The following is a 12,694-nucleotide window of genomic DNA, read 5'->3' on the forward strand; positions in this document are numbered from 1 at the left end:
GTGTTAGATATTAATAAATTTATAACAGATGGCTGGGGCCCTTGGCATGAGGCAGGACATTTGAGACAACAATCGCCCTGGAAGTTTTATAATATGACAGAAGTACAAAATAATATATACAGCCTTTCTGTAGAAAAAGCATTTAATCAACCATCCAACTTAGAGAAAAGTGGAATTTATCCAAAAGCATTTCAATATTTAGAACAAGTGAATAAAAATTATGATGAAATTAGCGATGTTTTTGTAAAGCTTGTTATGCTTTGGCAACTACAGTTAGCGTATGGAGAGGATTTTTATCCTAAATTGCATCAATTGTATAGAGACATGCCTTCAAGTGAACTTCCACAAACTGATGAAAATAAAAAACAATTATTTATGATTTCAGCATCAAAAGTAGCCAAACAAAATTTGATTCCTTTCTTTGAGAAGTGGGGATTACGTCCAAATAACGATACCATTCAAAAGGTAGCTGCATTAGGATATCCAATTTTAACAGCAGAGATTTGGAAGGGTACGGATTCTAATCCAATTAAACCAGATATGCCTGATGTAAATAATATTTTAGAAGGAAACCAGTTTGCATGGTCGCTGAAAGGGATTGGAGATTTTGAATTCGCAAAAGTAAATTTAAATAAATCAACAGAAGAAATGCAAATTGATCTAAAAGCAGGTGTACCACATAACTACTTTGATAGTACATATGCAAGTATTAAAGTGCAAAACACATCAGGTAAAGTAGTATATAACAAGGAGTTTTATGGGAATAAACAGCAAAATGCTGGAACACAAAAAGTTTCAGTAAAGACCGGTGATCTTATTGAGCTTACACATTTAGAAGGCAGAGAGAGGGCAACATTAATAAATTTAGATAACAATAAACGTGAAAACCTTGATAAAAAAGTAATGTATGAAGTTACAAAGGATGGCCTGAAAAAAGTAAATCAAATTGTTAATCCGAAACCAGATACAGAAGCGCCCACACAGCCACAAGGATTATATGCAAGTAACCTTACTTCTAACAGTGTAGAGCTAAAATGGAATCCTTCTACAGATAATATAGGTGTAAAAGAATATCAGGTATTACGTGATGGACAATTGATTCAAACCGTACAAGGAACGACATTTATTGATCAAAACTTAACAGCTAATAAGGAATATAAATATGCAGTGAAGGCTGTAGATGCAGCTGGAAATACATCAATTCAAAGTGAAATTCTTCCGGTAAAAACCAAAGATCAAAATGTATCTTATGAAAAATGGGATCCAAAGAAGGCATATACAAAGGGCGATAAAGTAGAACATCAAGGGACGGTGTATGAAGCGGTTCAAAATCATCAAGGAAATGGTGACCCGAATTGGATATTTGCGTTATCTTTATGGAAACCACTTACAATCAAATAACATGTAAGAATTAGATGTGAAGATAGAACAACATAAAATTGGGGCAGTATTTTAAAGATTTACTGGATGTTGTTTGAATTTTGATAGATTTCTCTACTAAGTTATTATTCAATAATAAAAATTAGAAAAGGATGTAGATTAGTGATTAGTCAGAAAACGAAGAAAAGATTTAATAAAGTTATTATAATGACCGCAGCATGTAGCATGTTTTCTATGTTTGGAGCGTCTATTTCGCACACTAAAGCTGCAACACATTCAGCTGCTCCAGCAGTTTATGTGAGTCCCCAAAATATACCTGCCTCAGATATTATTAGTATAGACTGGTCACCAGTTCAGACTCCACCTTATACGTACTGGGCTGTACACAACTGGAATGCAGGTGGTGAAGCTGGAGGATATGCTGGTTTTCAACAACAAAGTGGGTTTGATGAAAATGGAAAACGTACTTTACATTTTGCCTTATGGGATCCAATTTCCTCTAAAGAAGCAATAAAGGCCGAATACTTATCTCCGAATTCGCAAGCTGGACCCTTTGGGGGAGAAGGAACAGGAATGAAGGTTCAAACAACTTATGGTTGGAAAGACTACAATTGGTACACAATGACAATGCGTTCATGGCAAGAAAATGGTCATACTAAATTTGGACAATGGATGAAAGATGTAACAAAGAATAAATGGCATCAGATTGCAATTATGGACTTTCCGGTTGCTAATGTTGCATTTAATCATGGATTAGGAATGTTTCAAGAAGACTGGGCTGATAGTGGACAGAATGTTCGAGAAGCGCGCCTAAAAAATGGTTATAGCCGAAAATTAGTTGATAAACAATGGAGTTCTTGGAATAATCAAAGTATTTCTGGAACGCATGATAATACTTATCAATATGATGGAGGATCTACTTCAGAATATGTATGGGTCAAAGCAGGAGGTAATACGCAGTCTACTATTGGGTCAGGAAAAATATTCACGCTAAATCAACCTACTCAACCTGAAATAGGAAAACTAGATTTTGATATCCAATCTATATATTATGAAAACGAAAAATTAAATGTATCTTGGAAACTAAAAGAAAATAGTACACCGCAATTTAAGGGGAAAATTGAAATTTATAACAATGAAAATATGACGGGCCAACCTATTAACGTAATTAATGATATTAAATCTTATCAAAATGGAATCAGTCAATCTATATCATTACCAACAAATGCTTATGCAAAAATTGTATTAACGGATATATTTGATCAAACTGTTGAGAAAAAGGTACAAATCAAAAATGAATCTCCAAACATTTTTGAAGGTAATGAATTTGCATGGTCGCTGAAAGGGATTGGAGATTTTGAATTTGCGAAAGTAAATTTAAATAAATCAACAGAAGAAATGCAAATTGATCTAAAAGCAGGTGTACCACATGACTACTTTGATAGTACATATGCAAGTATTAAAGTGCAAAATGCAACAGGGAAAGTAGTATACAATAAAGATATTTATGGAAACAAACAGCAAAATGCTGAATCGCAAAAAGTTCCAGTCAAAGTAGGCGATTATATAGAGTTAACACATCTAGAAGGTGTACATAGAGCCACTCTTACAAATGTAGATAATAGTAAACAAGAGAGCTTTGGAAAAAAAGCAATATACGAAGTTACAAAGGAAGGCCTGAAGAAAGTAGAAAAAATGCCAGAAGCAACAATTTTAGAAGGAAACAAGTTTGCCTGGTCATTAAAAGGATATAGTGATAGAGAAATTGCAAAAGTAGATTATGATAAAACGGTAGAAGAGATGAAGGTAAAACTAGAAGCAGGTGTACCACATTCCTATTTTGCTAGTACGTATGCGAGTATTAAGGTCCAGAATTCTTCTGGTAACGTTCTGTACAATAAGGAAATCGTGGGAAATAAACAACAAAATGCTGAAAACCAAACTGTGCCCGTCAAGGTAGGGGATTACATTGAATTTATCCATATAGAAGGAGAAGCAACAAAGGAAAAAACGCGAGCAACTTTAACTAACCTTGAAAATAACAAAAATGAAACCATTGGAAAGACAGCGAGGTATCAAGTGACAAAAGAAGGCTTGAAGAAAGTAGAGAAAATGCCAGAAACAACGGTTTTAGATGGAAATCATTTTGGGTGGTCATTAAAAGGATATAGTGATAGAGAAATCGCAAAAGTTGATTATAATAGGACAACAGAGAAAATGCAGGTGAATTTAGAAGCAGGCGTACCACATTCTTACTTTAATAATACGTATGCAAGTATTACAGTAAAGAATTCGACCGGTAGTGTTGTGTATAATAAGGAAATAGTAGGAAATAGACAACAAACTGCTGAAATCCAAAAGGTGCCCGTAAAAGCGGGAGATTACATTGAGATTACCCATATAGAAGGGGAAGCAGTAAAGGAAAAGACACGCGCTACACTTATTAACCTTGAGAATAATAAACAAGAATATATAGGCAAAAAAAGAACCTATCAAGTTACTTCAACGGGATTAAACAAAATAGATTAACATGAAGAACCTTCTAATTATTAGTTAGATGCAAATAGTCGTTCATTATGAACGGCTATTTGGCTTTAATTTAAAGAAAAGTGAAATGAAAATACTCTCTCTTTTGTATATACTCTCCTTGCCATCAACTGCTACATTTGTTTATCAGGGGAGGGATTTTAAAAATGTGCTTGAGAATTGATAAATGTTTAAGTGTTATAGATTTGAGAAAAAAGAAACAGAATAGTAAGGTATTTGTTGATAAACCCTCTCTGTCATTACAATATTTTACATATCTGGTATGATATATATGAGTTCTATGTATATTAAGGGAGGAATGAGAATGAAAAGTTTCATAACACGTGCAAGTGGTAATACAATCTCAAAAAGGTTAGTTTTAATGGTGTTGTCGATGGTTTTAATGATATTGATGATTACACCATCGAATGATGTATCGGCAGCCAATCTATCAAAAGCAGGTTCACTAAAAGGCGTAAATTTATTTAATGGAAGTTGGACAGTTGCTATACAGGCAGCAAATTTACAATATGTTTCGGCTGAGCCTTCGGGAAATATAATAGCAAATCGTAATGCAGTTAATGGATGGGAGAAATTCGAATTAATTTCGACTGGGGAATTATATACGTACGCTTTAAAAGCTAAAAGTAATGGGAAGTATGTTTCGTTTGAGCCAAATGGTAGAGTAGTAGCAGATCGTACATCAATTGGTGCATGGGAAAAGTTTATCTTATATAATGGTGGAGACAATAGGATATATGTATTACAAGCACTAAGTAATGGTAGATATATATCAGCAAATGGTGGTAGAGAATTAACAGCTACTAGTTATGTAGCTGGAAGCTGGGAAAGATTTGTTATTGTATACTTCTAAACTTTGAAGTGTTATATATCTAAATGATAATGGCATGTTTAGTTGGTATAAATACCTAATACAATAAAGTTTTAAGCATGTAATACAAGTGTATATTAACGTGTAAAAGGGCTGCAAATAATTAGCAGTCCTTTTTGCATGGACTTACTGAGATTATAATGAGAAGAAAAAGAACCCTATAGGGTTCTTTTTCAAGGCATATTAACAGTAAGGAGAATCATGAAATGCTACTTCAAATCTTTATTAGGGGAAAGATTTTGAAAAAGCTTAACACGTATTTATTTTTACATAAATGTAAGATGTAGTAAATTGATAATGTTTATACTTACTATTACTAATATTCAATTAAGATAGTTAATACTATTTGTATGGTGTTAATGAAGTACATATTTAGAAAACTAATAATAGCCCCAAGTTGGTTAAATATGTCTAATATTATGTTTTATTTGTTAAAAGAGCTTATAGTTATATCATTTCAAAAATTAATTAACATTTAAACAATTTTAACTGAAATTGGATGTGTATTAAATAAAATAGACAAAGACCCTGTAATAAATACAGGGCCGGATACAGGGTTAAGGGAACGCATAGTTTCTTAATATCATAGTAGCATATATTCTTTGTATAGCTACATGAGGATTTTGACAGAATTAAGAACAAGACAGAAAATCTGTAGGAAAGCAAATATAGTGCTGGAAATGTGATTTTAAATTAAGCTATAGGTATATTGAAATGGATGAAAACTCTTGAGTACCATGATTAAATTGCCTTTAATTATGAGGTTTAGGTTAGAGGGATAATTGGATCTTACTGAAAAGAAAAAATGTTTTTTAGATTAAAAGAAGAAAAGACACCTTTTGGGTGTCTTTTCTTTAGGTAAACAGTTCACATATTGCTGAATTAGATACGAAACCATAATTCGACTACGAAGTAAATCCTAACATAATCTGAACAGAAAAAATATGTAATATTACATTTTTAGTTTTTAATTATTTTATTCAATATAGAGAAGCAACGTAAATAAAAGGGCATGCAGTAGTATCTGCAGCCCTTTTTAGGAGGAACTCAAGACACCATTAGGACACGTATTGGAAACAGGTTCAAAAATAGTATGTGTGAAAAGAAAAAGTCCTATACCAAAAGTAGACAGGATCTTATCTTTTTTACATTTTAAAAAATGAAATTCTGTCCTTTTGAAATCAGTACAGCACACACTTGGTTCGAAATGAAATTAGAAAAAGTATACATGAAAATGGCAGACAACTATTTTGTTGCCTGCCGGTGCCAGTGGGTTGAATGAGTTAGTCAATTCAATAAATTGTGCTATCCCATTACCAGAAGATTGAAGCCGTTAGTTCAAACGGCTTAGACATAGTTTGTCTAATAAAGAAAAAATTATGAGTAGAAATTTTGTTTGCTCTATATGAAAAGATAAATAGATATTCATCAGACAAGGATAATTTAGCATATCTTGAATAGGGTGTAGGAATGAATTAAAGAAAGGGATATTTGTTTAGGAAGGGACTGACTCAGGAGTGGGACTTTCGGACAGGGTTTGGGGAGCGGTGATTGCCTTTGGCATTGCGACTAATATCGTTGCTTGTATAATGGCAGTATATATTCAAAAATATGAGCTAATGATAAATCATCTTACAAATATTTTATTTTTAATAATTATCTCTTTAACGTTTATAAAGATGAAAATTAACAGATGGGTGGCTTTAGGATTTACATTAGTTGTAATAGAGAAAGGTATTAAAGCGGGATATGACTTCTACACACATAATTATTATAGTGTCAGTTGGAGTTTAGCTATTATTGTCTATTGCATATACGAGATGGAAAAGTATCATATTGAAATAAACGAATAGGCGCAACAAAAAGGTGTTAGTAGGTGGAATTCTTTTTAAAATACTATAAAAAAGACACTACAAGAGTGTCTTTTTTTTGAAAATACTCTATAATTAACTTTGGGGAAGGTAATGTTAGAGTATTCGTTTAGCATTATCTTTATATTTGATAAACCATGAAATCGAAAGATTTTGTGGTTTATTTTATGAACAATAGATATTACAGTATTGGCAGTGAGCTATTAATCATTTTAAGCATTAGGGGAGAATGGATTAAAAGTCTAACATCGAATAACGGTTCCGGAATATAGTGTTGCGAAATGATCTCCCATATCCCAAACGGTACTTGCCTGTATATAGCCCTTAAAGCCTTCTGAAGAATAATAAATCTCTTTTGGTATACTTTCTTTAGTTTGGAAATGTGCTTTAGAGTACTTTACATAATGGTTTTTAACAACTTTTGCTTCTGGAACAATAGTGTTTTTTTGTTTCAATGTTGGCCTAGCACTAGAAGGTGGTATGAATTTTACATTGTCTTGGTAATTAGGATCTAAGGTGTCAGCTTGTACACTGTGTGACGAAACAAAGGTGCTTAGACTACTTCCCGCGATTAAAGTTGCAAATACTAACTTTGAGAATTTTGTTAATCTACTCATTCTATAATCTCCTTTTTATTATTTTGTAAGGTATCTCCTTACACCTCACAGTCTATATCCACTACAAAAGGGTGTACATACATATTGATAGACAAAATTCTACAAAATACCGCATGTTTTTGGGATTTATGTATAATAATCCAATGTCTAATAATCTATCAAAAGTAAAAAGGTAGGTCTTATATAAAAGAAAATGAATAATTTATGCAGGTAATGTATATGGAATTATTGTTTAAATATTCTAAAATGAGTTGATAAAGATGTTGGTAGGTTTTTTGGAAAACAAATAATTCCCTAGATGAAATTTGGAAGGAAGATTCTCTGTTAGAGTTTTTATAAGGGAATTCATTTTCATAGATTCAAAATGTAAAAATAACTAAAAGAGCAAGTGTTTCAATGGGTAAAAAGCTATGTTGAGTCTTTTTTCTCTGTCGGTGGTCGTCTAATCAATGAAATGACGGATGCTTATGATAGTTTGTATCTAGCAACATTCGTGTATAAACGAATGAATTAAGAAAAGGGTGAAATATTGGAAAACTCGAAATGGATGCCTTTAAGTAATGTTGATGATGATGAGGAAATTTGGGCAGGAGCAAGAGTTAGGTTGTACAATGTTGGTATGAATAGAGAAGATAAAGAAAATAATTTCTATGAATATATTATTTCTTATATCTACGACAACACTAACTACTTACAACTAACTAATTTAACAACAGGAAAAGCAGGTTATATTATTTGTGTCATTGAAAAAGAATTACCAAATAATTATGCTTTGGGCAGAACATTAAAGCAAAGAATAGGTTTAGAAAATACCTATTTTAGATTTGAATAATCAACAAATAAGGGAAGCACCAACTCTAAGGTGTCTTCCCTTATTTAATACAATATTAACAGAGCCTAAATAAAAAAGTGAGAAAAATGATAAACATTCTTCTCACTTTCATCAATTAGGGTGGCATATACATAAATATGCGTTTGGGTGGATTTTTGGATGAAAAATCCACATGCATAGTATAACAAACTACATAAGGTAGATTATATGTAATATTGCATATAGGGAAAGATTCTTCTATAGAAATAAAATACAGTTTATACTGAATTATTTATTTATTATAAGGTAATAATATATTATCGGATTTTATATCTATTACTTATGTATACGTGTTACAATGAATTTCTCCAATTTATTTTATTCTTTTATATAGAATTTATGGTTTAGTTATCTCTTACAACAAAATCGGCCGTAGTAAATGATTCATGAATAGTGTGATGCATTTAGAATGGTTCAAAGGCTGTTAAACATAATCATACAAAGAATAAATTTATGTAGTTATTTTTTAGAGAATTTATTATGGTAAAGACTTCATCCGATTTGAATAGCGCTAAATTAAAATTTTTATCCAATCAAGGTCAAATAATATCTGTTAAATGAAGGTTATGTTTCATCCATTTTATTGGGAACAATTCGTAGTTTTAGAATTGCTGAATATGGAAAGATAACATATTCGAAAGGAGGATAGATAAAACGCTGCCTGTGAAATTTAAATCGTTAAATAAGGAAGTTGAGATGATAGGATTTAATAGGGGTTTCATTTCGAATGGTACTGTAAATATATGTAGAAAAAATAAAGGAGAAAAATTTAAATAAACTATATCAGTAGTAAAAGTGAAAGGGAGAAGTATCTAGTGTTTAATATAAAAGAAAGATTGGGACAAATAAAGCTTAAAACGAAGTTGTCTATGGCATTTATAGCAATATTAATTATACCAAGCCTTATCGTAGGAGTATCATCTTATAATAAAGCAAAAACAGATCTTAATGAAACAATTCTACAATCAGCAAAAGATAATATAAGTATTTTAGATAAGATTGTTGATGATGAATTAGAAAATAAGCAAACAGATGTCTCTCATTTTGCAAAGGTACTCACACAAGGGGATTATAATCCTGAACAATCGCAAAATGTACAGAGTAAATTTGATCAATATATACAGTTACATCCAGAGATAGAAACGATTTATACGGCATCCAGTAACAATCAATTTATTCATGCACCTGTTGGAAAAATACCAGAAGGGTTTAATCCGTTAGAAAGCAGTTGGTATAAGGATGCAGTAAAAGCAAATGGAGAGATTATTGTTTCATCTCCATATAAATCAAAGTCTACAGGAAATATGGTAATAGCAATTGCAAAGCAAAATGCAGATAAAAGTGGTGTCATTGGCGTAGATTTGAATATTAAAGATATAGTAAAAACATCCAAAATGATTAAAATTGGAAAGCAAGGATTTGTATCTATAGTCAGTCAAGATAAAACAATAGTTGTTCATCCATCACTAAAACCAGGAGAGAAATTAGAGAAAACTTTAGCGGATGAACTGTACAAAAAAGAAGATGACGTAATTACTTATAGCCTTAACGGGGAAGATCGAAACATAAGCTTTAAGACAAACAAAAAAACAGGTTGGAAAATAGCTGGCGTAATGCCTACGAAAGAAATTGAAGAAGCGACCAATCCTATTTTTTATAAAACGCTCACTATAATAGGGGCTTCATTATTGTTAGGTGGAATTGTAATTTTATTCATACTTAGATCTATTATTAATCCACTAAGACAATTAGTTATTTCGGCCCAAAGAATTAGTCAGGGAGATTTAACCGAGAAAATAGATATTCGTTCAAAGGATGAACTTGGTCAATTAGGCGGTAGTTTCAATACAATGGCAGAGTCGTTACGTAATATTATTTCTCAAATTAACACATCTGCAGGACATGTAGCTGCGTCTTCTGAGGAACTAACTGCTAGTGTAGAACAAGCAAGCGTTGCGACGGAACAAATTACAAAAGAGATGGAAGAGATCTCGAATAGTGCAGAGGTTCAAAATAATGAAGTTGAGTCTGGAGCTGAATTAATTGGTGAGGTAACACGAAATATTCAATATGTAGCTGAGAATGCATCTGAAGTATCGGCTTCATCCATATACACAAAACAAAAAGCCAATGAAGGTGAACAATTAGTAGAACAAACTGTAACACAAATGCAGTCTATCCATCACTCTGTTTCTCAATCCGATAATGTAATAAAATTATTAGATAAGAAATCGCAACAAATTGGAAGTATATTAGAAGCGATTCAAAATATTGCGGAACAAACAAATTTATTAGCATTAAATGCAGCAATTGAAGCAGCTAGAGCAGGAGAACAGGGGCGAGGATTTGCAATTGTTGCCGATGAAGTTAGGAAGCTAGCAGAGCAATCATCCGATTCTTCGATGGAAATTGGAAGTTTAATTAAGGAAATACAAGCAGACGTACATGAGACTGTAAAAGCTATGAATGAAGTAGGAGTAGAAGTACAGTCGGGAATTAAGGTTGCGAATGATACAAAACAAAGTTTTTATGAGATTTCAAAATCTGCAAATGAAATTGTATCAAAAGTACATGGTATGGTAGAACTATCAAATAAAATGACAACTGATGCAATGAAAGTCGATACATCGATTGATCAAATAGCTATGGCTGTAAAAGAGAATTCTTCAAGTATGCAAACGATAGCTGGTTCATCTGAGGAACAACATGCTTCTATGGAAGAGATAAATTCTTCAGCAATACAATTAGCACAGATGGCGGAAGAACTTCAAGAGTTAATTGGTGGATTTAAGATTTAAGTTGAGATTCTAGGAGAGAATGCTAGAATCTTGTTACAGAGTGGAAATGAAAAATCTTATAACATAGTATATAAGTATAATACGTACTCTCTACACGTATTGAACAGGCAGATAAGCCATTTAAAAACCCTCCATTTGGAGGGTTTTTAAATACATTTACATTAAATTTGTTGTGGTGCACCACCAACACTATATGAAGGAGTAGGATAATGACCATGAGTAGCAAGCTGATTTGTTTTAGAAAACTGAAAAATTCCCACCGTTAATACCCCAATAAAAGCAATGCCTGATAATAATAAGCTAATTTTTTTCATTATTTTAACACTCCTTTTGCGATTGATTTTTGTCTTGCCTGATAACAAATATGGAAATAGTCACTTACCTTTTGGTAGTTCTCTAATTGTCTACATTTTGTGGCAAATAATTCAGCGTATTCGACAACATATTCCCATAATTCTTCTTCCTCAAAGTATAAGATTCCTTCTTGAATGATTTTTTCTAATTCTTCCAATGGAATATTTTCGTTTAATCTTTTTAAAATAGAGAAGTGGTGTGTGTATTCTTCGTTATGAATTTCTCTGCAAATTTGTAGTCCCTTATCAATGAGTTGGCTGGCCGTTGATTGTTCTCCTAACTTATAATGTTCCTTAGCTTGTAGGAAGATGGCCTTGAAGTGTGTAGGGATTTTCTCTGTTACTTCTGAAAGGTGACGAATGGCTAAAGTAGACATACTTTGATCAGAATACAGCCACCCCATAGTATTTTTTACGTATAACAAGGAATCTTCTTCCCTATTTTTTTGTAGTAAATCAATTGCACAATGTAGATATTCTTCTGCTTGTTCGTACTGTTTTAAATAGATGCAGCAACCACCTAACAAACTATTACAAAAGGCTGTTTTTACTTCATAACCTTCATATTTTGAAAAGATTACTCTCGATTTATTTGCGTATTCGATAGAAGCAAGCATGTTATAGGTATGGTGATAAAAAGTAGCAATTCTATAGTAGAACTCAGCGTGTTCAATTTCATCTGGTATGTCTACTAATATCTTTTCTGCCAGTTTATAATGTTCCTCTGCCTCAGTAAAATTTGATATAAAAGTGGAATGAATGGATTTAAAAAAGTGATAATAGAAGCGTAGAAAATGGTCTGTAGGCATATCATAGTCACTAATGGCATCAAAGCTATTTTGTTGGATACCAAGGCTATCTGTTAAGACATTATAACGGAATTCAAGTAGTGAATAATATAGTAACAAATTTTGATCTTGATGTTCTTGATTTGGCTCAGTACTTAATTTGCTGATTTTTTCATCAATTTTCTTTTTTAGATTAGTAGCTTTTATAACTTGTTGAGATAGCATAGATCGATACCAGTCGTTTAATAGAGAGGTTAACTGCTCATTTCCTTTTACTGAGACACTCATAATATACGCCCCCATCTTATAGAAATATCCTAATCCAATTTAATTGTAACTATCATAGCAAAATAGAAGAAAAAATAGTATGATTTTACAACTTTTTCAAGAAAATTCAGAAAATAATCAATTGTTGTCGAATGTACTTAGAATAAAACATCCAAAAATTATCAAAAGATGATATGAGTCTTTATACGTTCTATTAGGTGAACTAAGAAACTGTGATTGAAGATTTATGAAATTTCCTTTTCTTAAAACGGATCAATTACATATTACTTTTTAAATTGTTTATCAGATACTATAGTATGTATTACAAACA

The 12,694-nt window shown here is 32.0% G+C and carries 9 protein-coding genes; 6 read left to right on the plus strand and 3 right to left on the minus strand.

All coding sequences use genetic code 11. The annotated features are described in order from the left end of the window. The 4 genes from DN400_RS21535 to DN400_RS21555 all read left to right on the plus strand — a co-directional run. Window positions 1-1,401 (plus strand): M60 family metallopeptidase (locus DN400_RS21535; protein ID WP_218944510.1); only part of this gene is annotated, 1,401 nt, incomplete at its 5' end. 141 nt (window positions 1,402-1,542) lie between these two features. Next, entirely contained in the window at window positions 1,543-3,909 is a 2,367-nt protein-coding gene (locus DN400_RS21540) for a putative mucin/carbohydrate-binding domain-containing protein (protein ID WP_098675366.1), read from the plus strand. 322 nt (window positions 3,910-4,231) lie between these two features. Next, the gene (locus DN400_RS21550) at window positions 4,232-4,780 is read left to right on the plus strand and encodes a fascin domain-containing protein (RefSeq protein ID WP_000834557.1); all 549 of its coding nucleotides are present in this window, start codon (window positions 4,232-4,234) and stop codon (window positions 4,778-4,780) included. A 1,535-nt stretch (window positions 4,781-6,315) separates the two neighbouring features. After that, on the plus strand, window positions 6,316-6,651 hold the full coding sequence (locus DN400_RS21555; RefSeq protein WP_000524431.1) for a hypothetical protein: 336 nt from the start codon (window positions 6,316-6,318) through the stop codon (window positions 6,649-6,651). A gap of 260 nt (window positions 6,652-6,911) precedes the next feature. Here DN400_RS21555 and DN400_RS21560 read toward each other — a convergent pair whose 3' ends face one another. After that, window positions 6,912-7,286: a hypothetical protein gene (locus tag DN400_RS21560; RefSeq protein ID WP_147801916.1), complete on the minus strand. Its 375-nt coding sequence runs from the start codon at window positions 7,284-7,286 to the stop codon at window positions 6,912-6,914. Between the two features lie 547 nt (window positions 7,287-7,833). On the opposite strand from DN400_RS21560, the gene DN400_RS21565 reads away from it, so the two are divergent. Then, the gene (locus DN400_RS21565) at window positions 7,834-8,118 is read left to right on the plus strand and encodes a hypothetical protein (protein ID WP_016118415.1); all 285 of its coding nucleotides are present in this window, start codon (window positions 7,834-7,836) and stop codon (window positions 8,116-8,118) included. A gap of 854 nt (window positions 8,119-8,972) precedes the next feature. Further along, entirely contained in the window at window positions 8,973-10,955 is a 1,983-nt protein-coding gene (locus DN400_RS21570; protein ID WP_000481866.1) for a methyl-accepting chemotaxis protein, read from the plus strand. 161 nt (window positions 10,956-11,116) lie between these two features. Here the strand turns inward: DN400_RS21570 and DN400_RS29600 are convergent, their stop codons facing one another. Together DN400_RS29600 and DN400_RS21575 are read right to left on the minus strand one after the other, a co-directional pair. Continuing rightward, a complete protein-coding gene (locus DN400_RS29600; protein WP_000724110.1) occupies window positions 11,117-11,269 on the minus strand; it encodes a hypothetical protein in 153 nt (50 codons plus the stop codon). Further along, entirely contained in the window at window positions 11,269-12,384 is a 1,116-nt protein-coding gene (locus DN400_RS21575; protein ID WP_016512475.1) for a Rap family tetratricopeptide repeat protein, read from the minus strand. The genes DN400_RS29600 and DN400_RS21575 overlap by 1 nt, the downstream gene beginning before the upstream one ends. Window positions 12,385-12,694 lie beyond the last annotated feature (310 nt).

It is taken from the genome of Bacillus sp. AR8-1, assembly GCF_008042345.1.
Classification (GTDB): Bacteria; Bacillota; Bacilli; order Bacillales; family Bacillaceae_G; genus Bacillus_A; species Bacillus_A cereus.

What these genes read in the sequence shown, in the direction of transcription:
- DN400_RS21565 (WP_016118415.1), top strand. Translation starts at nt 7,834, where the DNA reads ATGCCTTTAAGTAATGTTGATGATGATGAGGAAATTTGGGCAGGAGCA.
- DN400_RS29600 (WP_000724110.1), bottom strand. Translation starts at nt 11,269, where the DNA reads ATGAAAAAAATTAGCTTATTATTATCAGGCATTGCTTTTATTGGGGTA.
- DN400_RS21550 (WP_000834557.1), top strand. Translation starts at nt 4,232, where the DNA reads ATGAAAAGTTTCATAACACGTGCAAGTGGTAATACAATCTCAAAAAGG.
- DN400_RS21575 (WP_016512475.1), bottom strand. Translation starts at nt 12,384, where the DNA reads ATGAGTGTCTCAGTAAAAGGAAATGAGCAGTTAACCTCTCTATTAAAC.
- DN400_RS21560 (WP_147801916.1), bottom strand. Translation starts at nt 7,286, where the DNA reads ATGAGTAGATTAACAAAATTCTCAAAGTTAGTATTTGCAACTTTAATC.